The 20579-nt window shown below is 69.9% G+C and carries 20 protein-coding genes and 1 pseudogene; 15 read left to right on the forward strand and 6 right to left on the reverse strand.

Going from position 1 to position 20579, the window contains the following annotated elements:
• Positions 1-143: 143 nt before the first annotated feature.
• Positions 144-1466, reverse strand: a complete 1323-nt coding sequence (locus J7I94_RS34935) for a tyrosine-type recombinase/integrase (protein WP_215173919.1) — start codon at positions 1464-1466, stop codon at positions 144-146.
• 88 nt (positions 1467-1554) lie between these two features.
• Between J7I94_RS34935 and J7I94_RS34940 the strand changes: the two genes are divergently transcribed.
• From J7I94_RS34940 to J7I94_RS34950, 3 genes are all read left to right on the forward strand, one after another.
• Positions 1555-2172 carry a hypothetical protein gene (locus J7I94_RS34940; RefSeq protein WP_251076190.1) on the forward strand — a complete coding sequence of 206 codons (618 nt, stop codon included), beginning with the start codon at positions 1555-1557 and terminating at the stop codon, positions 2170-2172.
• Entirely contained in the window at positions 2169-2381 is a 213-nt protein-coding gene (locus J7I94_RS34945; protein WP_215173882.1) for a hypothetical protein, read from the forward strand. Before J7I94_RS34940 ends, J7I94_RS34945 begins: the two co-directional genes overlap by 4 nt.
• An 85-nt stretch (positions 2382-2466) precedes the next feature.
• Positions 2467-3276: an aminoglycoside phosphotransferase gene (locus tag J7I94_RS34950; RefSeq protein ID WP_251076192.1), complete on the forward strand. Its 810-nt coding sequence runs from the start codon at positions 2467-2469 to the stop codon at positions 3274-3276.
• Positions 3277-3393: 117 nt separating this feature from the next.
• Here the strand turns inward: J7I94_RS34950 and J7I94_RS34955 are convergent, their stop codons facing one another.
• Both J7I94_RS34955 and J7I94_RS34960 read right to left on the reverse strand, forming a co-directional pair.
• Entirely contained in the window at positions 3394-4647 is a 1254-nt protein-coding gene (locus J7I94_RS34955; RefSeq protein WP_215173886.1) for an MFS transporter, read from the reverse strand.
• Positions 4644-5794: pseudogene (locus J7I94_RS34960) on the reverse strand (PLP-dependent cysteine synthase family protein). The gene J7I94_RS34955 and the pseudogene J7I94_RS34960 overlap by 4 nt, the downstream one beginning before the upstream one ends.
• 187 nt (positions 5795-5981) lie before the next feature.
• Between J7I94_RS34960 and J7I94_RS39130 the strand changes: the two are divergent.
• The 5 genes from J7I94_RS39130 to J7I94_RS34980 all read left to right on the forward strand — a co-directional run bounded on the left by J7I94_RS39130 (position 5982) and on the right by J7I94_RS34980 (position 9408).
• The gene (locus J7I94_RS39130) at positions 5982-6116 is read left to right on the forward strand and encodes a hypothetical protein (RefSeq protein ID WP_285442776.1); all 135 of its coding nucleotides are present in this window, start codon (positions 5982-5984) and stop codon (positions 6114-6116) included.
• Between the two features lie 513 nt (positions 6117-6629).
• Positions 6630-7031: a DUF6153 family protein gene (locus tag J7I94_RS34965; protein ID WP_215173888.1), complete on the forward strand. Its 402-nt coding sequence runs from the start codon at positions 6630-6632 to the stop codon at positions 7029-7031.
• Positions 7032-7151: 120 nt separating this feature from the next.
• A complete protein-coding gene (locus tag J7I94_RS34970) occupies positions 7152-7793 on the forward strand; it encodes a DUF305 domain-containing protein (protein WP_215173890.1) in 642 nt (213 codons plus the stop codon).
• A 92-nt stretch (positions 7794-7885) separates the two neighbouring features.
• Positions 7886-8785, forward strand: coding sequence for a F510_1955 family glycosylhydrolase (locus J7I94_RS34975; RefSeq protein WP_215173897.1), 900 nt, complete (start codon positions 7886-7888; stop codon positions 8783-8785).
• Positions 8786-8865: 80 nt separating this feature from the next.
• Positions 8866-9408, forward strand: coding sequence for a DUF4396 domain-containing protein (locus J7I94_RS34980; protein ID WP_215173899.1), 543 nt, complete (start codon positions 8866-8868; stop codon positions 9406-9408).
• A 68-nt stretch (positions 9409-9476) separates the two neighbouring features.
• Here the strand turns inward: J7I94_RS34980 and J7I94_RS34985 are convergent, their stop codons facing one another.
• Complete coding sequence (locus J7I94_RS34985) at positions 9477-9887, reverse strand: four-helix bundle copper-binding protein (protein ID WP_215173901.1); 411 nt, start codon at positions 9885-9887, stop codon at positions 9477-9479.
• 307 nt (positions 9888-10194) lie between these two features.
• On the opposite strand from J7I94_RS34985, the gene J7I94_RS34990 reads away from it, so the two are divergent.
• Entirely contained in the window at positions 10195-11631 is a 1437-nt protein-coding gene (locus J7I94_RS34990; protein WP_215173903.1) for an MFS transporter, read from the forward strand.
• Positions 11632-11955: 324 nt separating this feature from the next.
• Positions 11956-12147 carry a hypothetical protein gene (locus J7I94_RS34995; RefSeq protein ID WP_251076191.1) on the forward strand — a complete coding sequence of 64 codons (192 nt, stop codon included), beginning with the start codon at positions 11956-11958 and terminating at the stop codon, positions 12145-12147.
• A 593-nt stretch (positions 12148-12740) separates the two neighbouring features.
• Here J7I94_RS34995 and J7I94_RS35000 read toward each other — a convergent pair.
• Positions 12741-15002 carry a cation-translocating P-type ATPase gene (locus tag J7I94_RS35000; protein ID WP_215173907.1) on the reverse strand — a complete coding sequence of 754 codons (2262 nt, stop codon included), beginning with the start codon at positions 15000-15002 and terminating at the stop codon, positions 12741-12743.
• Between the two features lie 91 nt (positions 15003-15093).
• On the reverse strand, positions 15094-15372 hold the full coding sequence (locus tag J7I94_RS35005; RefSeq protein ID WP_215173910.1) for a heavy-metal-associated domain-containing protein: 279 nt from the start codon (positions 15370-15372) through the stop codon (positions 15094-15096).
• A 176-nt stretch (positions 15373-15548) separates the two neighbouring features.
• On the opposite strand from J7I94_RS35005, the gene J7I94_RS35010 reads away from it, so the two are divergent.
• The 5 genes from J7I94_RS35010 to J7I94_RS35030 all read left to right on the forward strand — a co-directional run bounded on the left by J7I94_RS35010 (position 15549) and on the right by J7I94_RS35030 (position 20460).
• Complete coding sequence (locus J7I94_RS35010; protein WP_215173912.1) at positions 15549-16514, forward strand: hypothetical protein; 966 nt, start codon at positions 15549-15551, stop codon at positions 16512-16514.
• A gap of 28 nt (positions 16515-16542) precedes the next feature.
• Positions 16543-16824 carry a metal-sensitive transcriptional regulator gene (locus J7I94_RS35015; RefSeq protein ID WP_215173913.1) on the forward strand — a complete coding sequence of 94 codons (282 nt, stop codon included), beginning with the start codon at positions 16543-16545 and terminating at the stop codon, positions 16822-16824.
• Positions 16825-16896: 72 nt separating this feature from the next.
• Positions 16897-17916: a hypothetical protein gene (locus tag J7I94_RS35020; protein ID WP_215173915.1), complete on the forward strand. Its 1020-nt coding sequence runs from the start codon at positions 16897-16899 to the stop codon at positions 17914-17916.
• 927 nt (positions 17917-18843) lie between these two features.
• Positions 18844-19263, forward strand: a complete 420-nt coding sequence (locus tag J7I94_RS35025) for a DUF5994 family protein (protein ID WP_215173917.1) — start codon at positions 18844-18846, stop codon at positions 19261-19263.
• Between the two features lie 156 nt (positions 19264-19419).
• A complete protein-coding gene (locus J7I94_RS35030) occupies positions 19420-20460 on the forward strand; it encodes an acyl-CoA desaturase (protein ID WP_215173918.1) in 1041 nt (346 codons plus the stop codon).
• Positions 20461-20579 lie beyond the last annotated feature (119 nt).

Consider the following 20579-nt stretch of genomic DNA (forward strand, 5'->3'; position numbering starts at 1 on the left):
GCTGCACGAGTGGCAGGACTTCAGCCACCGGCTGCATGAGGCGGGGCATCAGCCGTACTGCTTGGTGTGGCCCTGAGCTGGGGCTTTGTGAGGGGTGGGCGGGGTCTTCGGGCCTCGCCCTTTTGCGTGCCGGGGAGGGGCAGTCAGGCGGCCAGGGCACATTGAGGGCACATTGGTTTTGCTGGGGGTGGTGATGTGCCCTGAGGCTCTCCGGTTTCCTGCGGCTCCGCGCCGGTGAAGGCATCGTCCATCGCCTTGCGGGTCCGGCTCTCGCTGGACGGCAGCAGGTGCGTGTACGTCCGGAGCGTGAAGCCCGGGTCCGAGTGGCCGAGGTACTCCGAGAGCGCCTTGATGCTCTCCCCCGCGTCCAGGAGCACGGAGGCGTACGCGTGCCGGAGGGCATGCATGCCGTCCTCCGGGGCCGCCTGGAGATACCTCGCCCCGCGCTCGCGGGGAGGGATCACGCCGGCGGCTACCAGGGCTCGCTTCCAGGCGCCCATGTTGAAGACGCTGCGGTTGTACGCTCGGCCCTTCTCGTCGACGAAGAGCAGCCGGAAAGTCTTGGGCTCGCCGTTGGGCTTCGCCCAGGGCAGCGTGACCGCCGTGGGCGGGAATCGCCTCATGTGGGCCTTGAGGGCAGTGGCCAACTGAGCCGACAGCGGCACTGACCGGATCCGGTTGCCCTTGGGCAGAGCGAAAACCGGCTTCGTGCCGACGAGCCGCACCTGGCGGTTGACGTGGATCCAGCCGCCCCTGAAGTCGATGTCCTCGACGGCGAAGCCGAAGACCTCCCCCTGGCGCAGACCGCACCCGAAGGCGAGCTTGCCACCTGCCTGGAAGCGCTCGGGCAGCCCGACGACGACGGCACGCACACGCTCCAGGGACCAAGGGACGATCTTCTTCTTGGTCGCGGTCGGCAGCTTGACCGACTTCGACTTGCACGGGTTCTTCGGCAGCAGCCCGTCTTCCACGGCCATGCCGAGGATGCTGGAGAGGATGTCGAAGATGCCCTCGATCGTCGACACCTCGAAGCCGCCGTCCTGCAGCGTGCGAATCCAGCCCTGAATGACCGAGGGCTTGTTCAGGGACCGCAGCTCGCGCCGGCCGAGGTGGGCGACGATGTGGTTGCGGACGGTGGCCTCGTAGCGGAGGGCCGTGGTCGGGCCGACCGAGTTCGCGTCGAGCCACTTCTGGGCGTAGGCGCCGAGCGTCTGCTTCGTCTCGGCGGGAACGACGTAGCTGCCGCTCCGGATCTCGACGTCGACCTCGGCCGCCCGCTTGTCGGCTTCGGCCCTCGTGTGGAAGTTCTCCTTGCGCTGGTGGTTGTCCAGGTCCCGGTACCGGACCTGCCAGCGCTTACCGATCCCGTGGTCAGAGGTCGGGACCATCCGCCGGGTGCGGCTCTTGTGCTCGCTGCACTGGGTCTCGTCCGGCTTGGGATGGGACTTGTGCCAGCGGTCGTACACGTCAGCCAAGGAGGACCCCCCATACGCCACCGGGCTCGGGATGATGATCCAGGTATCGACGAACGGCAGCCAGCTCCACAAAGTGAGGATGCAGGAGCTGTTCGCCCGCCTGCGGCCCTACCGCCTGACGGTGAGCCTCTATGGGGCGACGGGAGAGACCTACGACGCCGTCACCCGCAACCGCGGCGCCTTCGACCGGTTCACCCGCGGCCTGGACGCCTCCCGCGCGGCGGGCCTGCCCCTCCGGCTCAACATCATCGTCGCCGAGGAGAACGCCCACGAGGTGGAGGACATGGTCCGCCTGGTGGAAGACCGCTGGGGCTTCCCGTACCAGGTCTTCACGAACATGTCCCCGACGATCAACGGGGAGGCGGCGCCGCTCGCCTCACAGGCCCAGAAGTACGTCCGCGCCCGCCGTGTCTTCACCGGCTGCAACGCCGGCCACACCTTCTTCCACGTCGACCCGCACGGCATCGCCTCGGTCTGCAAGATCGGCCGCGACCCCAGCGTGAACCTCATGACCGAGGGCCTGACCGCCCTCCCCCGACTCGGCGGCATCGCCGAGTCCCTTCAACTCCGCACCGGTGGATGCTCCGGCTGCTCGAAGGTCGGCACCTGCAGGACATGCCGACCGCTGGCCAAGCTCCACCAGGAGGCGGGGGACAACCGATCGCTCTACTGCCAACACGGAGGTTACGGAGCATGACTCCCACCAGCGCCACCCTGACCCGGCCCGCACCGGTCCCGGTCACCATCGGCCTGCGCCCGCCCACAGAGGCCACCGGCACCCTGCCCGTGCCCGTCTCCGTGCCCCCGGTCCCCGAGGGCACGTTCCAGATCATCGGCGACCTGGACGTCGACGTCGCCGAGTCCGCCGGGTGCAGCTGCTCGGCCGACGACGACCAGCCCTACTAGACCCGGACTCCGCTCCGGCACGCTGCCCCGGCCGTACGCTGGCCGGGGCAGCCCATCGCTCTCTCCGAGGAACCGCGCCGTGTCCATGATCCGCCGCCACTTCCCCGACCTTCCCGTGGAGGCCCGCCAGGCCATCGCCGACAAGACGGGCCCGGTCCACGCCGCCCGCACCGCCGACGGAGGGCTGAACTCGGGCATCGCCGCGTTCATCGACACCGATCACGGCCCGGTCTTCGTCAAGGGCATCCCCACCGACCACCCACAGGCCCCGGCCCAGCGTCGAGAGGCCGCGATCAACCCACACCTCCCCCGCGCCTGCCCTCGTCTGTACTGGCACATCGAGGTGGCCGGCTGGGACCTCCTCGGATACGAGGTCCTCCCGGGACGGCACGCCGACTACGCCCCCGCCTCCCCCGACCTGCCCCACGTCGCCGGGGCCCTTGCAGAACTACAGGCAATCACCGCTCCGCCGGACGTCCCCACCAAGACCGCCGAGCAGCGCTGGGCCGCATACGCCCCATCGGGAACCGCCGCCCTCTTCGCCGGCGACACCCTCCTGCACACCGACCTCGCCCCGCACAACGTCCTCGTCGACGACCGCGCCCACATCATCGACTGGGCCTGGCCCACACGCGGCGCAGCCTGGATCGACCCCGCCATCCTCATCCTGCGTCTGCTCGAAGCCGGACACACGCTCACTGACGCGGACGCCTTCGCCCGCCGCTTCCCTTCCTGGCGCACTGCGCCAGCAGAGGCCAAGGAGGCATTCGCCGCCGCCAACGCAGCAGCCTGGCAGGAGATCGCCCGCACCGACACCGCACCGTGGAAGGCTGCGATGGCCAGCCACGCGGTGGCCTTCCACTGTCACCTGCACACACTGCCCGGGAACAGGTAGAGCACGAAAGCGGTACGAAGCCCTCGACCGCGGTCTGACCTACTCCGACACCAGTTGTGTGCCGAACCACGCGGCTTCGCGCGCTAACTGGAGGGAGGACTCTGACAATCCAGCCCGTCAGACGGCTGTGAGAGGTGTCTCCGTCCTCGCGATCAGACCGCCGCCGCGTGCAAGGGCGGCGACTGATGCAGCGCATCCGAGTCCGGCGGCGGTCAGGGCGCCCCAGGTCAGCCAGTAGGCGTCGTGGCGTTCGGCGAAGTCCCACAGCGCGCCCGTGGCGAGGTTGCCGAGGGTGATACCGAGCCCCGAGACGGTGTTGTACAGCCCGTAATGGGTGGCCACCAGCCGATTGCCGGAGAGCAGGACGACCGTGTCCATTTCGAAGGGGTAGACGATGGCGCTGCCGACGGCGAGCAACGCCACGGCGACGACCAGGGCGGTCAGTACTGCGGCCGGGGCATCGGGCGGCGTGACAGCCAGGGGAAGGAAGGCAAGTCCCATGGTGGTCAGGCCGCGTACGAGGGCTTGGGCTGGGCTCCAGCGTCCCTTCGCCCAGCCGGTGAGCCGGAGTTGTCCGACCACGGCGACGGCAGCGGAGATGACGAAGAGTCCGCTGGTTGCCCAGGTTCCCTTAGCACGCAGGGCGTCGGCGGCGGCCAGGGGCAGCGCCAGGTAGACCTGGAAGGTGAGGACGTAGGAGCCGATCATCGCGAGGGCGAACAGCAGGAAGGGCCGGTTGGTCACGACCGCGCGCCACTGAGACAGCACCTTGTCCGGTTCCGCTCCAGGGGCATCGCCACGGCGCTCGGGCAGGGCACGCCATTGCAGGACGGTCAGCAGGGAGAAGATCGCCGCAGCGACCGTGCAGACGAGCCGGAAGTCGGTAGCCAGGAGAGCCAGGCCCACCAGCGGTCCGAGGAGCATGCCAGCCTGATAGTAGACGTTGAAGGTCGCGAAGGCGTCCACGCGTCGTTCGCCGGCCTCGGCGGCCAGGTAGGCACGTACAGCAGGGTTGAACAGGGCGCCGGCGAAGCCGGTGGCCGCCGAGGCGGCGATGAGAGCGGGGAGGTTGTCGACCCAGCCGAGGAGGCCGAAGCCGACGGTGCGGAGCAGGCAGCCCGCCATGATCGGGGCCTTGTAGCCGTAACGGTCGGCGATGGTGCCTCCGATGAGGAACATGCCTTGCTGGGAGAAGTTGCGCACGCCCAGGACGAGTCCGACGGCCCAGGCCGCCAGCCCGAGCCCGCCGGCCAGGTGGGCCGCCAGGTAGGGCATGAGCATGTAGAAGGCGAGGTTGATGGCGAACTGGTTGGCCATCAACAGCCGGATCGGGGCCGGGAACGAGCGGGACTGCTGCCACAGGTGCTTCATCGTGCGACTCCTACGGTCCTGTCTCCTGCGTCCTGTGCGTCGGCGGGGGCCAGGGGATCGGTGACGTGGGTGCAGCGCGTCCACGGGTCACCACCCGGTCTCCCGGACGGGCGACTTCCTCGGGATCGTCGGCGGGCGGGGCGTCGAGCAGACCGTGCTCACGGCAGTAGGCGTCGTCGAAGACCGTGCCGACGTAGCGCTGCGGGCCGTCGGGGAAGATCGCGACGATCCGGTTCTCGGCCGGCAGGGTGCGCGCCGCCCACCGGGCGACGAGCGCGACCGCGCCGACGCTCCAGCCGCCGGTGGCGTAGTGGTCACGGGCCAGCCTGCGTGCCGACCACACCGCCTCTGGTGCGGCAACCCAGTGGACCTCGTCGAACAGGTCGTAGGCGACGTTGCGCGGATGGATGCTGCTGCCCAGACCCCGCATCAGACGGGGTGCCGCGGGCTGTCCGAAGATGGTCGAGCCGCAGGTGTCCACCCCCACGACCCGTAGGCGGGGGAAGAACCCACGCAGGACGGAGGCGATCCCGGCGGAGTGGCCGCCCGTGCCGACGGACACGACAAGCGTGTCGATCCGGCCGAGCTGGGCGACGAGCTCGTGGGCGAGCGGAGCGTATGCGGCCACGTTGTCCGGGTTGTTGTACTGATCAGGGCACCAGGCGTCGGGATGGGCAGCGAGGAGCTCTTCGACCCGCTGACGGCGTGCGCGCTGCCAGCCTCCACAGGCGTGCGGGGTGTCGACGAGGTCCACGACGGCCCCGTATGCCGTGAGGAGTGCCGTCATCAAGGGCTCCATGCCGGGGTCGGTGACGACGGTGACCGGGTGGCCGTACGTCGCGCCGGCGAGAGCCAGGCCGAGACCGAGCGTGCCGGAGGAGGACTCGACGATGCGGGCGCCGGGCAGGAGCTGTCCGCGCTCGCGGGCGGCGCGCACCATGTGCAGTGCGGTGCGGTCCTTGATGCCGCCCGGGTTGTGCCCCTCGATCTTGGCCCAGAAGCCGCGTCCCGGGGTGGTGAAGGGAGCTCCGATGTGGAGGACGGGTGTGTTGCCGACCAGTCCGGCGGGGGTGTGCGTCGGTCGCTTGGTTTCGAGGAGCGGCTGTGTCGGTGTGGCCAGGACAGACGTGCAGGTCAGGTGTTTCATGGCGTGGTTCTCCGGCGGCCGGTGCCGTGAACAGCGACAGGCCGCGTGTAGAGGGAGGGTGGAGATGATCGACTGGTGGGCCGCGGCTGGGTAGAGGGCCGCGGTACTTGGTCGATCAGGTCCGCCACACGCCGAGACGGGACCGCGTCTGTCCCGTGGACGAGCCACTTGGGTGGGGAGCCGATGGGTGCTCGCCGGCCCGTGGGGCCGACGGCTGGGTGCCGGGGTGTTCAACGCGGAGGACATGGAGGGCTGGGCCGTCGGCGAGGGGGATGTCGCGCGAGGGCTGCACCGTGGGTTCGTCCAGATCACAGCACTGTGACTGATGATCATGTGTCGGCGCGCTCTGCGGCAGAGCGGTCTCCGCGTCGGCCGCTTCTGGTGCGCGCCCACAGAACGCTCCTGCACTGTGGGCGGTTTCTGCCCGTGCCATCCCGGTCGTGGCCGGTCCGTACTGCCGTGCACTCGGCCCGTGGCGCGCACCACGGCGCCGCTGGTCGTGCTGCTTGCCGTGCTGATGCACCTGCTGGCCTGCGCGCAACCAGATAGACATCAACACGGACTGTAATGGCTTGTACGCGTGCGGTCGTTGCATGCCGACCGGCCGCACTGAGGTCCGGGTGACACGCTCCCTGGTTTGGGCGCGGCTGGGACGTCCACAGATGCGGTCCGAGGCGGCCTCGGCTTCACGGCACATACGAGTGCTGCCGATCACCGGATCGGGTGAATCCCCTCACCGCCTGGGCGGATGGCGCGCACAGAGGCGCCGACGGGGGCAGTCGCCGATCGCGCCGTCACACCTGCCGCTTTCACGAGGGGCCCGTACGATTGGTGCGTGACCAGGAGCCCCCGATCAAGCAGCCGCCCGGCCGGGCGGCTGTTCGTGCTGCTGGTCATGGCGGTGCTGGCCGGCGTGCTGGGCATGCATGGCCTCGCCCCCGGGGCGACGCCGGCTGCGCAGCAGGGCGCGGGCCACGACATGGTGATGGCCGCGGCGGACGGCGTTCCGCACGCGGGCGGGGGATGTACGCACTCGGATGGCGGATCGAGCCATCTCGATCACGCCGATGGGACGTGTGCGGCTGCCGGCACCGGTTCGGCGTACACGCCACCCGCGCTGACCGGCGCTCCGCTGGACGCGCCGCCTGCCCCTGCGCCCGCTGCGGTGTTCTCGGGGTCGCCGCATGACGGCCGGGCTCCACCCGATCTTTCCGAGCTGCAACTCCTGCGGATATAGAGCGGCCCGCTCGGTACCCCTGTAGCCGGTGTCTCCCGGTGACGAGTGCCGTGCTTTCGCACGCCCTGACATCCCTTCCCACCGCGCGCCGCGAACGGCGCGTCAAGGAGTTGCACCACCATGATCCGCAAGCGTTCCCTCGTACGCCGTACCGCCGCTGTTACTGCCGCGAGTGCGGCAGCACTCGTCCTGGCCGCCTGCGGCGGCAACGGCGACGGCGACAGCTCGGCCGGACACGACGGCCACAACGCCACCACCTCCTCGTCCGCCCCGGCGTCGGCATCGGCGTCGCAGGGACAGCACAACGCCGCTGACGTCGCCTTCGCGAAGGGGATGATCCCCCACCACCGCCAGGCCGTCGAGATGGCCGACCTCGCGCCCGACCGTGCGCAGTCGGCCGAGGTGAAGAAGCTCGCCGCAGACATCAAGAAGGCCCAGGACCCGGAGATCAAGACGCTCTCCGGGTGGCTGACCTCCTGGGGCGAGGAAGTGCCCGCCGAGGGCGCCATGGACCACTCCATGCACGACATGGGCGGAATGATGACGGCCGAGGAGATGACCGAGCTCGAGAACGCCTCGGGCAAGGCGTTCGACACCGCCTTCATGGAGATGATGATCAAGCATCACGAGGGCGCGGTCGAGATGGCGAAGACCGAGCAGGCCGACGGCGCCTACGGCCCGGCCACGAAGATGGCCGGAGAGATCATCCGCTCGCAGAGCGCGGAGATCGAGCAGATGAACGAACTGCTCGGCAAGGGCTGACCGCATCACGCCGGTGCGGGGTGGGCGCCGAGGCGTCCACCCCGCACCGGCCCACCCGCCCTCACACCCTTCTCCAGCCTGGAACTCACACCATGATCCGCATACCGCGGCACCGTTCGCGTGCCTTGATCCTGCTCGTGGCCACCGGCCTGCTCCTCGCCTCCTGTTCCGCCACCGACACCACCGGCACCGGCAGTGACAGGGCGGCTCCCGGCCCGGGGACCGGCCACCTGCACGGCCTGGGCGTCGACCCGGCCGACGGCACGGTCTACGCCGCCGGCCACCACGGCGTCTTCCGCCTGGAGGGCAGTACCGCGACCCGGGTGGCCGACCGCTATCAGGACACGATGGGCTTCACCGTTTCCGGCCCGTCCACTTTCTTGGCCAGCGGTCACCCCAGCCCCGCCGAATCCGGCACTCGGTCCGCCCACCTGGGACTGTTCCGCAGCACGGACGCCGGCCGCACCTGGCAGACCGTCTCCGCCGAAGGAGAGGCCGACTTCCACGCGCTGGAGGAGGCCGGTGATGCGCTGTACGGATTCGACAGCCTGAGCGAGAGGGTGTGGGCCAGCGCCGACGGGGGCCGCACCTGGGACAAGCGCGCGAAGGTGGCGGCGCTCGACCTCGCCTCGCATCCGGTCAGCGCGGCCACCGTGTGGGCGGCCACCGGTACGGGCCTGGCCCGCAGCGACGACGGCGCGCGGACCTTCCGACCGGTCTCCCCGGCGCCCGGACTGGTCGCGGTGGAGGAGCCGGAACCCGGCAGGTTGCTGGCGTTCACGGCCGACGGCCGCCTCGTCGCAAGTGGCGACGGTCGGACATGGACGGAGCAGGGCCGCTTGCCTGCGGACGGGGAGGGCAGGGTGCTGACCGCGGTGACCACACAGCGTCTGTTGGCGGCGGACAGTACCGACGCCATCTACGAATCCGTCGACGGCGGGCGCACGTGGAAGCTCCTCCATCGCCCGGCAGCGGCTTCGGATCACCCCTAGCGGGATACCCCCAGGGGGTATACGGTTTTCGTGGTGGGGCCGCCAGGGGCCTTGCGGGACGTCGAATGGGGATGAAGGTCATGGACCACAGCACGCACCACTCCGGTACCGCACACGACCACGCCGCCCCTGCAGGCGGCCACGGGGGCCACAAGGGGCACGGCGGGCATCACGGCGGTCAGGCGCACGGCACCACCTGGGCGACGGCAATGAAGGCCACGCTGCACTGCCTCACCGGGTGCGCCATCGGCGAGATCCTCGGCATGGTCATCGGCACCGCTCTGATGTGGGGCAACGTGCAGACGATGGCCCTGGCCATCAGCCTGGCGTTCCTCTTCGGCTACTCCTTCACCCTGTTCGCGGTGGTGCGCGCCGGGGTGTCCCTGAAGGCGGCGATCAAGGTCGCGCTGGCCGCCGACACCGTGTCCATCGCGGTGATGGAGTTGGTCGACAACGGCATCATCGCGCTGACGCCCGGAGCGATGGACGCGCACCTGTCCGACGGACTGTTCTGGTACGCGCTGCTCGGCGGCTTCGCCGTCGCTTTCGTGATCACCACGCCGGTCAACAAGTGGATGATCGGCCGCGGCAAGGGACACGCCGTCGTCCACGCCTACCACTGACCCGCACCACCACAACGCCGGGCGGCCCCCAGGATTTCCGGGGGCCGCCCGGCGTTGCGCAGTCGGAGTCAGCCCAGACTGGCGAGCAAGTCGTTGCACGCCTGCTCACAGCGTCGGCACGCTTCGGCGCAGACGCGGCAGTGCTCGTGCATGTCCGCGTGGGCGGCGCACTCGTCGGCGCACGCCTTGCAGACGGTGGCGCAGGCTTGCAGGACGGCCCGGGTGATGTTGGCGTCGTAGCCGGTGTGCCGGGAAAGGACCGACGCGGTGGCGTTGCAGACGTCAGCGCAGTCCATGTCGGTGCGGATGCACTTGGTCAGATCGCCGACCATGCCCTCCGACAGACAGGCGTCGGCACAGGCGGTACACGCCTGCGCGCAGGCGATGCACTCCTCGATGCACCTGGCCATCGCTTCCTGGTCCACGCCACCCAGGTCTGCGGGGTAGGTGCGGAGCATGTCGTTGACGGATGTACTCATGGGGCCGCTCCTGTTCTGCTGCTGACGGGGCACGGGACAGCGTCCGTTGCGCGGTGCCTGCCGGGTATCACCCGACCGCGCGCCGCAAACGGCCACCACCTGTCGCGCTCCGGCGAATGAAGCCCGGACGGAATCCGCTCGGTGACACCGAGGCCGGCCTCAGACGACAGCGCTGGACGACCTCGCAAGCAGCTTGAACCAGAACAACAACCTCTCCCCCTTCCTGAATACCCCGGGGGGGTATATCGTTCCGTCGCGAGACAGAGATACCCCCGGGGGGTACCTACGTATTGGGAGGGAACGAGCGATGTCAACCGTCAATCCACAGCGCTGGTGGGCACTTGTAGTGCTGGCCGCGGCGCAGTTCATGGTCATCATGGACACCTCGATCATCGGGGTGGCCCTTCCGGAAATGCAGCGTGACCTGGGCTTCTCCCAGGGCGACCTGCAGTGGGTCTTCAACGCCTACGTCATCGCCTTCGGCGGGCTGCTGCTGCTCGGCGGTCGCCTGTCCGACCTGCTGGGAGCCCGGCGGGTCTTCGCCGGCGGATGGGTCGTGCTGATCGCCGGCTCCGTCGTCGCCGCCGCCGCGAGCACCGCCTGGGTGGAAGTCGCGGGCCGCGCCGTGCAGGGCGTGGGAGGAGCGCTGATCGCGCCGGCCTCCATGACCCTGCTGATGATGCTCTTCGGCCACAACCCGAAGGAACTAGGCAAAGCCCTGGCCCTCTACGGTGCCGCCGCCCCCGCCGGCGGCACCGCGGGCGTCTTCCTGGGCGGCGTGTTCACCGAGTGGGCGAGCTGGCCCTGGGTGTTCATCATCTACGTCCCCATCGGCATCGCGACCCTGGCCGCCACCGGGCTCCTGCCTGCCGTCGCGCCGAGCCGCGGTGCGGTCGACGTCCTCGGTGCCGCGTCTGTCACCGCCGGCCTGGCGCTCGCCGTGTTCGCCGTCGTCCGCGCACCCGAGGTCGGCTGGGGCGCCACCCAGACGGTGCTGGAACTGCTCGGCGCCGCCGTGCTGCTGGCCCTCTTCCTCGTCGTACAGAAGTCGGTGAAGACGCCACTGATGCCGCTGCGCGTCTGGCGCACCCCGGGCCTGGGCGTCTCCAACCTGGCGATGACGCTGCTGGGTGCCGCCTGGATCCCGATGTGGTACTTCCTCAACCTCTACCTGCAGCAGGTCCTCGGCTACGGAGCCTTCGCCAGCGGCGCTGCCCTGCTGCCGATGACCGGCCTGCTGATGGTCTTCATGACCCTCATCACCGCCCGCCTGCTGGGCCGCTTCGGCGCCAAGCCACTGATCTCGGGCGGCCTGTTCGTCCTGGCAGCGGGCCTGGTGTGGCTGGCGGCGGTCGAACCGACCGGCACCTTCGTCGTCGACGTCCTGCCGGCCTCACTGGTCGCCGCGACCGGCATGTCGCTGGCCTACATCCCGGCGATGATGTCGGCGATCTCAGGGGTGCCGCAGGAACAGGCCGGCCTGGCCTCCGGCATCGTCAACACCACCTACCAGGTAGGTTCCGCCCTGGGCCTCGCCGCCCTGACCGCCCTGGCCACCTCCCAGGGAGCGGACAAGATCGGCAACCTGCCCGCCCTCACCGACGGCTTCAGCGCCGCCTTCATCGGCGCCGCGGCCATCGCCGCCGCGGGTGGTCTGCTGACGGCGGTGCTGATGCGGGGCCGCCCGGCATCGTCCGGCGCTGAGGAGCCCTCGGCCGTGAACAGCGCGTCCGTCAACGCCTGAACCATGGGCTGCGGGTGCACCCTGGCAGCCGACGGGACCGTCCCGCACTGACGATGTCGGTGCGGAACGGTCCCGTCCTGTCTTCCCGCTCGCCGCTCGCGGGCGGTCCAGCAGTCGCAGCCGGGGCGGCAACCGCAGGCACTCCCCGGCGTCGGTGGCCGGCGCCGCCAGGGACGCCGGGGGCACGCAGCAGCCCTTGGTCGGCCAGGCGGCGCGGCCTTCCATGAGGGCAATGGCGGCGATCCACAAGGGCGGCGATCGGAGCGGCCCCGGACCAGCCGAGTGTGGCGTTGCGGACCGCCCGCCACCGAGCAGCTCAGGGGCGTGCTCGACGAACTCGGTCTGCACGACACCATGTTCACCATCCGGACCATGGCAGACCAGGCGGAGGCCGAGCGGCTCGGCTTCACCGGCTCGCCGGCCATTCTCGTCGACGGCCAGGACCCCTTCACCGAGCCCGGCCGCGTAGCCGGGCTGACCTGCCGGGTGTACCGCACCCCGGACGGGCTGGCCTGACTCCCCGCCACCGGCCAGCTGCGCCAGGTCCTGACCGACGCCTCGTGAGCCGGCCAGGGGGCTACGGGGCCCCGGCTGGAGAGGGGAGCGGAGCGCCCTAACGGGCGGTATCCACCGTCTAGGCCACCGACTTTCCACACCACCGGCCTTGAGTAGCTAGGCGGGAGATCCACACCAGACTTGGTCGACGCTCTCGCCGACGACTGGGTCCTGGGCGAGGTGCACGTCTTCGACGAGGGCGACTTGCCCGCCGCCTGTGACGCGTCACCCAGACTCTGCAGCGATGGCCGGTGGTCTCTCCCACGATGACTGGGCATACGGGGCGGGGGTATGGACGGCATATGGAAGCGAAGGGCATTGCTCAGTTGGCAACCAGGGCGACCAGGGTGTCGTCATGCGGAACGTGGTGCGGAGTCGGCACGGCGCAGGTGACATTGGTCCGGCAGGTGTTGGGAATGTGTCTGCGGGTGCAGATCACGCTGGGCAAGTACTCGGGAGCCGGCGCGGGGTGACGCCTGCGAGCCCGAAGCAGGAGGTCAGAAGAGGGTGAGGGCGGGCCTGACGGCCCGCCCTCACCCTCTTGGACAGTGTTCTCAGCTCGCGGCCTTGAAGCCACGCAGGCGCAGGGAGTTGCCGACGACGAAGACGGAGGAGAACGCCATGGCGGCTCCGGCGATCATCGGGTTGAGGAGTCCGGCCGCGGCGAGCGGCAGGGCGGCGATGTTGTAGGCGAAGGCCCAGAAGAGGTTGGACTTGATGGTGCCGAGCGTCTTGCGGGCCAGGCGGATAGCGTCGGCGGCGGCGCGCAGGTCGCCGCGTACGAGGGTGAGGTCGCCGGCCTCGATGGCGGCGTCGGTGCCGGTGCCCATGGCCAGCCCCAGGTCGGCCTGGGCGAGCGCGGCGGCGTCGTTGACCCCGTCGCCGACCATCGCCACCGAGCGGCCCTCGTCCTGGAGGCGCTTGACCACGTCGACCTTGTCCTCGGGCATGACCTCGGCGATGACGTGCTCGGGGGCGACGCCGACCTCTGCCGCCACCGCCTCGGCGACGGCCCTGTTGTCGCCGGTGAGGAGGATCGGGGTCAGGCCCAGGGCCCGCAGCCGACCGATGGCTTCGGCACTCGTCTCCTTGACCGCGTCGGCGACCTCCAGGACCGCCCGCGCCTCGCCGTCCCAGGCGACCGCGATCGCCGTGCGTCCCGCCGCCTCGGCCTCGGCCTTGGCGCGTGCCAGGTCGACGGGCAGGTCCATGGCCCACTCGGCGAGAAGCTTCTCACGGCCCACGAGGACGGCGTGCCCCTCGACGATGCCCTGCACGCCGAGACCGGGGACATTGGCGAAGTCCTCCGGGACGGGCAGGGTGCCCGTGCGGTCGGCTGCCCCGGCGGCCACTGCCTGCGCGATCGGGTGTTCGGAGGCGTGCTCCAGGGCGCCGGCCAAGCGCAGTACATCCGTCTCGTCGGTGCCGTCGGCGGTGTGCACGGCGAGCAGGGTCATGCGGCCGGTGGTGACGGTGCCGGTCTTGTCCAGGACGATGGTGTCGACCTTGCGGGTGGACTCCAGGACCTCGGGGCCCTTGATGAGGATACCGAGCTGGGCACCGCGCCCGGTGCCGACCATCAGCGCGGTCGGGGTGGCCAGGCCCAGGGCGCAGGGGCAGGCGATGATCAGGACGGCGACGGCGGCCGTGAACGCGGCGGTGAGTCCGGAGCCGTTGCCGAGCCAGAAGCCGAGGGAGGCCAGCGCCAGGGCGATGACGACGGGCACGAAGACCCCGGAGATGCGGTCGGCGAGCCGCTGGGCGGCGGCCTTGCCGTTCTGCGCGTCCTCGACCAGCTTCGCCATCCGCGCCAGCTGGGTGTCCGCGCCGACCCGGGTCGCCTCGACGACCAGACGGCCGCCCGCGTTCAGGGTGGCACCGGTGACGCCGTCGCCGACGCCGACCTCGACCGGTACCGACTCGCCGGTGAGCATGGAGGCGTCCACCGCGGAGGAGCCCTCCACGACCGTGCCGTCAGTGGCGATCTTTTCGCCGGGGCGGACGAGGAAGCGGTCGCCCACCGCCAGTTCCCCGGTGGGAATCGTGCGTTCGCTGCCGTCGGGGCCCAGTACAGTGACGTCCTTGGCGCCCAGCTCCAGCAGGGCCTTGAGCGCGGCGCCGGCCTTGCGCTTGGAGCGGGCCTCGAAGTAGCGGCCGGCGAGGATGAAGGCGGTCACTCCGGCGGCGGCCTCCAGGTAGATGTTCCCGGCACCGTCACTGCGGGCGATGGTCAGCTCGAAGGGGTGCGTCATGCCGGGGGTGCCGGCGGTGCCGAAGAAGAGCGCCCACAGCGACCACAGGAACGCCGCCGACGTGCCCACCGAGATCAGCGTGTCCATGGTGGCCGCACCGTGCCGGGCGTTGGTGACGGCGGCCTTGTGGAAGGGCCAGGCGGCGTAGGTCACGACGGGCGCCGCCAGCGTCAGCGACAACCACTGCCAGTACTCGAACTGCAACGCCGGCACCATCGCCATGGCGATGACCGGGACGGCCAGCACCACGGCGGTGACCAGCCGTTCCCGCAGCGGCCGCAGCTCGTCGGCCGGCTCGGCGCCCTCCGTGCCGGGCGCGGGCTCGGCGCGTACCGGCTCGGGTTCGCGGGCGGTGTAGCCGGTCGCCTCGACCGTGGCGATCAGCTCGGGCACGGACACGTCACCGGTGTAGTTGACCTTGGCCTTCTCCGTCGCGTAGTTGACGGTGGCGGTGACCCCGTCCATTCGGTTGAGCTTCTTCTCGATCCGGGCGGCGCACGAGGCGCAGGTCATACCGCCAATGGCGAGTTCTACCTCGGCTGTGTCGGGGACCGTGGTGGCCATCAGTGCTCCTCGTGCTGATCGACGAACAAAGGAAGGAAACGAAAGAGGGGGCCGGGGGCCCGCGGGCGGGCCCGGCAGGTGTGCGGACGCTTCAGGCGGCGCGGCCGGTGAGCTCGTAACCGGCGTCGTCGACGGCCTTGGCCAGCAGCGCGTCGTCGGGCTCGTCCTTCGTGGTGACGCTGACCTGGCCGGCTTCGAGATCTACGTCGACCGCCAGGACGCCGTCCAGCGCGCCGATCTCCTTGGTGAGCGTGGCCTTGCAGTGGCCGCAGGTCATCCCGGAGACGTCGTAGACGGTGGTGGTGCCCGCCGTGGCCGTGGACGTAGTGGTGCCGGTGGAGCAGCTGCCGTCGGGGGTGCAACAGGACATGGGTTCCTCCTAGACAAGGCGATCAAGTACCCCTGGGGGGTACCCTGGCGCCACCATGTATACCCCCCCTAGGTATGTTTGGCAAACGTTGACAGATCGATTGCACATACCCCCCCGGGGTATATAGTCACCGTCAAGTTCAGCAGAAGCGCGACGCCGACAAGAGAGGACACGTCATGAACACCGGCGTGAAGATCACCGTTTTCGCTGCCGCGCTCGCGGCCACCTTCGGTACTGCCTACGGGGTCGGCGCGGCGATCGACCCCGCCGCCGGAGACCAGGAGCCGGCAGCGCACGCAAAGCACGACCGCCCGGCACCGTCCGGCCACGGCGGCCACGGCGGCCACGCGAACGCCACCCCCGCGGGCCTGCAGATCTCCGAAGCGGGATACACCCTGGACCTCAAGACACCTCGCGTAACCGCAGGTGAAGAGAGCGAACTCCGCTTCGCCATCCGCGACCAGGACGGACACCAGGTGACGTCCTTCCGGCGTGAGCACGGCAAGGAGCTCCACCTCATCCTCGCCTCACGCGACTTGGTCACCTACCGCCACCTGCACCCCACGCGAGCAGCCGACGGCACCTGGAGCACCCCCGTCGACCTGCCCGCCGCCGGCACCTACCGCGTCTTCGCCGACTTCACCCCGGACGCCGAAGGCGCCACCAACCTGACCCTGGGCGCGGACCTCGCATCCTCCGGCGCCTACAAGGCCGCAGCCCTGCCCGAACCCGCCACCACCACAACAATCGACGGCTACACCGTCACACTGAACGGCGCCCTGTCCCCCGGCAAGGCGGGCGAGCTGACCCTCAGCGTCAGCCGCGACGGCCGCCCGGTCACCGACCTGGAGCCCTACCTGGGCGCCTACGGCCACCTAGTCGCCCTGCGCTCCGGCGACCTCGCCTACCTCCACGTCCACCCCCATGGCGAACCCGGCGACGGCACCACCAAGCCCGGTCCCGGCATCTCCTTCACCGCCACCGCGCCCAGCGCCGGGACTTATCGCCTGTTCCTCGACTTCAAGCACAACGGAACCGTCCGCACCGCGGCCTTCACCGTCCACACCGGAAAGACGACTCCCGCCGGCACCACGAAGCCTGCAACCAGCGAAGAACACAGCGACAGCAACCACCAGCGCTGACCCCGCAAGAAGAAGGGAAAAGAGTCCGATGGCCAGCTACAGCAATCGAAAAGAGGACGTACTCAAGCGACTGCGGCGGATCGAAGGGCAGGTCCGAGGTCTGCAGCGAATGGTGGAGGAAGACACCTACTGCATCGACGTCCTCACCCAGGTCTCCGCCACCACACGCGCCCTGCAGTCCTTCGTCCTGCAGATGCTCGACGAGCACATGGACACCTGCGTACGCACGGCCGTGGCGGACGGCAGTGGCAACGGCGACATCAAGCTGAAGGAAGCCAGCGACGCCATCGCCCGCCTCGTGCGCTCCTGACGAACGACCAGGAACGCGGCGGCCGGCACCACAGACAGCGGCATTGTCAGTGCCCCACGCCACAATCGACCCATGCGCGACAACCGCAACTTCAGAATGCCCGACGGTGCCGAACTCGTCGGCCGCCCGGGCAAATCGGTTCGGATACAGGTCAGCGTGCCCTCCGACGGCGACGGGTTCTTCGGTCGCCAGTGCCCTGACTGCTCGCTGATCTTCCGGATGGACATGCAGCAGTACAAGGCCCTGCCCGACGACCTCAGTCTGTGGTGCGTGTACTGCGGGTATCACGCCGAGCACTCGAACTTCCTGACCCAACAGCAGCGTAAGCGCCTCATACAAGCCGCAGGCAACTACGGAATGCAGCAGATCAGCAGGCGATTGGGGAAGGCGCTCGGCAACCGGCCCAGCGGCTCACGGCGAGGCGGTGTCTCGTTTTCCGTCACATCCAAGCCCTTCAGACCCCGGCCCCTGCCAGGGATCAACGAGGAGCGCCTCGTCCGCATCCGCTCCTGCCCCGACTGCCAGATCGACTACGCGGTCTTCGACGAACACCGGTACTGCCCAGTGTGTGGGCAACTCCCGGCCGCGTCGGTGGCCCTCGACGCCCTACAAGCAGATACCGCCCGTCTGGAAGCCCTGGGCGCCCTTCCGTCGGACACGAAGGCGCTGCTCCGCGAGCAGGGAGTGTTCACCCGCAACTGGGTGGACACGGTCGAGAACGTGGTCGGAGTCGTAGAAGCTCTCGCGTCCTCGCTCTTCCACGCCGCCGTGCCGGACGCCGACACCCGGGTGAGAGGAAAAGGTGCCATCTTCCAGCGCCTCGACCCCATGGCCGATCTGCTCGTCAACGCCGGCTTCTCCGATCTACGACCGGTTCTTGGTCAAGCGAGGTGGCAGCGCCTTCTGACCACTTGGGCGGCCCGTCACGTCTTCACCCACAATGACGGCATCGTGGACGACAAGTACCTGGCCAAGGTGCCGAACTCCTCCGCACGCGCCGGTCAGCGACTCGTTCTCACCGAGGGCATGTGCCGCCAGGCGATCGAGGACACCAAGGCTTTGTGCGAAGCACTCGTCGATGCTCTGGGCTAGGTGACCGCGAGGGCACATCCAGGGCACATGAGCCCGGGAAACGGCGTAGACCAGTGAGAACTACGGAGAGGAGTTTCCCCTGGTCAACGCACGTTCGCCCGAGTAACTCCAGGTCAGGGGGATGCTGCCGCCAATCGCTGCACGAGTGGCAGGACTTCAGCCATCGGCTGCATGAGGCGGGACATCAGGCGTACTGCTTGGTGTGGCCCTGAGCCGGCCTGGTCTGATCCGGCCCGATCCATCCGATCCGATCCGACCCAGTCAGAACTCAGGCCTCAGGCCTGGATCTCGGGGACCGGTTGATGCCTCCCCTTCCCCCCGGCGGCGCTGATCACGACCGCGCGGACAGCCTGAGGGCGAGCGGTGCCGACGCCTCCGGGCCAGAGCCAGGGGGGCGGCTTCCCGGCGGCGCCGGCCTGAAGGGTCCAGCCTGTCTCACGTCGCGCGGAGCACGGGCGAGGGCGTCCGCCCGGGCACCGCCGCCGAGACCGGTGACCGGCCGTCACGCCGCCTTCACGCAGCGAGGAGTAGGCTGAGGGGACCGAGGGCATCAAGCACGCCGGTGGCGGACCGGCCCCACCCCGGTGACGGGGACTCATCGTCCGGACGGCCCCGCTCCCCCACCGCGTACTCCGCCCTCTCCGAGCCCGGCCTCATCCGTGCCGGCACTTCCGTGGTCGCCGCAGGCCCGGTCGCTCTCGCCCTCACCTTGGTTCCGGCACCGTCCGGGAGACACAGCGGAAGCGGGCGTGTCTCGCACTGCGGCCAGAAGCCTCCGGGCCACCCGGCGCTTCCTCGCCCGAACCCGCCCCGGCCAGTGGCCACCGACGTACGACGGAACAGCACGGCACCCGTCCCGCCCGGCGGGCCGAGGCACGCCGAACGCCGTGATCGACCTCGCAACCCACCTCGTCAGAGAGAACTCATGTGATCGCCACAGCCCCGGCCACACCGGCCGTCCGCCCCCCGCTGCGCCTGCGCCTCGCACCGCACGGCTTACTGCCGCGCCGGATCGACGGAGTGTGGTGGCCCCACTCCCGCGACCTCACGGCACAGCTCCCGCGGCTGCTCGCCGCACTGCCGGCCTCCTGGGGCGGCATCGTCAGCGTCACCGTGAACGCCGCCGCCTGGTCGGCGGCACCAGGAAGCGTGCTCGTCGCCGACCAGGTCGTACGCCTGCACAAGGCGGTCGCACCGCACGCCCCGGACACCGTCGTTCTGCTCTCCCCCGGCCAGGGCCGCTGGGACCTGCTGGTCGTGCCGCCGGACACGTCGGAGGAAGCCGGCGCCTCTCTCATGGCCGCCGCGCTGGACGACCACGCGGCCGGCACCGACGGCGGATCCTGAGGGCCGTCTCCCTACGAGGGCTTGTGCCGCCGCGGGCACGTCCGTGTACGCGGCCGGTCCCGTACTCCGCGTACTCCCCGTACTCCCCGTACTCCCCGTACTCCCCGCAGGCGCCGCGCCGAGCCGTCCCACCCGCCTCTCAGAGAGTTTCGTCTCATGACCACTGTCACGGTCCGCGCACCACGTTCCGACAACCCCGGCAGCGACTTCGCCCGACTGTCGAGGAAGATCGCGGACGCCGGGCTGCTGAAGCGCCGCCCCGGCTACTACACGCTCCGGATCACCGCCGTGGCCGGGCTCTACGCCGCTGGATGGGCGGCGTTCATCCTCGTCGGCCCCTCGTGGTGGACGCTGGCGGTCGCCGCCTTCATGGCTGTCCTCTACGGGCAAGTGGCCCTGGTCGCCCATGACGTGGCCCACCGGCAGGTGTTCCGCCGCCGCCGGGCGAGCGAGGTGTCCGGGCGGATCGCCGGGGCCTGGATCGGAATGGGTTACGGCTGGTGGCAGGACAAGCACACCCGTCACCACGCCAACCCCAACACCGAGGACCTCGACCCCGACATCGGCCCCGACCTGCTCGTCTGGTCCCAGGATCAGGCCCGTGCCGCCCGTGGACTGCCCCGTCTGCTCGGCCGCTGGCAGGCGTTCCTGTTCTTCCCGCTGCTCACGCTGGAGGGATTCAACCTGCACGTGGCGAGCGGCAGGGCGATCGCCAACAGCTCGCTCAAGCACCGGGCCCTCGACGGCACCCTGCTGTTCGCGCACTGCGCGGTCTACCTGACCGCGCTGTTCTGGGTGCTGCCGCCCGGTATGGCGTTCGCCTTCCTCGCCGTCCACCAGTGCCTGTTCGGCGTCTACCTCGGTTCCGTCTTCGCGCCCAACCACAAGGGCATGCCGATCCTGTCGGCCGACAACCGCCCGGACTTCCTCCGCCGCCAGGTGCTCACCTCGCGCAACGTCAACGGCGGCCGGTTCACGGACTTCGCGCTCGGCGGCCTGAACCACCAGATCGAGCACCACCTGTTCCCGAGCATGCCCAGCCCCAACCTGCGCAAGGCTCGCGCCATCGTCCGGCAGTACTGCCGGGACCTGGGCGTCGACTATGCGGAGACGGGACTGATCACCTCGTACCGGCTGGCGCTCGTCAGCCTCCACCGGGCCGGCGCGCCCCTCCGGAAGACCCGCGTCCCGGCCTAGGGCCTGTCGTTTGGATCAGGACGCAGGACATCGGCGGGACTTGTCCATGCCGGTGAGCGGGGTCTGGTGCGTGCAGCGCGTGCGGCTGCAAGGCGGAGGAGGGAGTCGACGCGATGGGG

Source organism: Streptomyces sp. ISL-12 (assembly GCF_018614415.1).
Taxonomy (GTDB): Bacteria; Actinomycetota; Actinomycetes; order Streptomycetales; family Streptomycetaceae; genus Streptomyces.

What these genes read in the sequence shown, in the direction of transcription:
- J7I94_RS34940 (WP_251076190.1), top strand. Translation starts at nt 1,555, where the DNA reads ATGCAGGAGCTGTTCGCCCGCCTGCGGCCCTACCGCCTGACGGTGAGC.
- J7I94_RS34945 (WP_215173882.1), top strand. Translation starts at nt 2,169, where the DNA reads ATGACTCCCACCAGCGCCACCCTGACCCGGCCCGCACCGGTCCCGGTC.
- J7I94_RS34950 (WP_251076192.1), top strand. Translation starts at nt 2,467, where the DNA reads ATGATCCGCCGCCACTTCCCCGACCTTCCCGTGGAGGCCCGCCAGGCC.
- J7I94_RS34955 (WP_215173886.1), bottom strand. Translation starts at nt 4,647, where the DNA reads ATGAAGCACCTGTGGCAGCAGTCCCGCTCGTTCCCGGCCCCGATCCGG.
- J7I94_RS34970 (WP_215173890.1), top strand. Translation starts at nt 7,152, where the DNA reads ATGATCCGCAAGCGTTCCCTCGTACGCCGTACCGCCGCTGTTACTGCC.
- J7I94_RS34975 (WP_215173897.1), top strand. Translation starts at nt 7,886, where the DNA reads ATGATCCGCATACCGCGGCACCGTTCGCGTGCCTTGATCCTGCTCGTG.
- J7I94_RS34980 (WP_215173899.1), top strand. Translation starts at nt 8,866, where the DNA reads ATGGACCACAGCACGCACCACTCCGGTACCGCACACGACCACGCCGCC.
- J7I94_RS34985 (WP_215173901.1), bottom strand. Translation starts at nt 9,887, where the DNA reads ATGAGTACATCCGTCAACGACATGCTCCGCACCTACCCCGCAGACCTG.
- J7I94_RS34990 (WP_215173903.1), top strand. Translation starts at nt 10,195, where the DNA reads ATGTCAACCGTCAATCCACAGCGCTGGTGGGCACTTGTAGTGCTGGCC.
- J7I94_RS35000 (WP_215173907.1), bottom strand. Translation starts at nt 15,002, where the DNA reads ATGGCCACCACGGTCCCCGACACAGCCGAGGTAGAACTCGCCATTGGC.
- J7I94_RS35005 (WP_215173910.1), bottom strand. Translation starts at nt 15,372, where the DNA reads ATGTCCTGTTGCACCCCCGACGGCAGCTGCTCCACCGGCACCACTACG.
- J7I94_RS35010 (WP_215173912.1), top strand. Translation starts at nt 15,549, where the DNA reads ATGAACACCGGCGTGAAGATCACCGTTTTCGCTGCCGCGCTCGCGGCC.
- J7I94_RS35015 (WP_215173913.1), top strand. Translation starts at nt 16,543, where the DNA reads ATGGCCAGCTACAGCAATCGAAAAGAGGACGTACTCAAGCGACTGCGG.
- J7I94_RS35020 (WP_215173915.1), top strand. Translation starts at nt 16,897, where the DNA reads ATGCGCGACAACCGCAACTTCAGAATGCCCGACGGTGCCGAACTCGTC.
- J7I94_RS35030 (WP_215173918.1), top strand. Translation starts at nt 19,420, where the DNA reads ATGACCACTGTCACGGTCCGCGCACCACGTTCCGACAACCCCGGCAGC.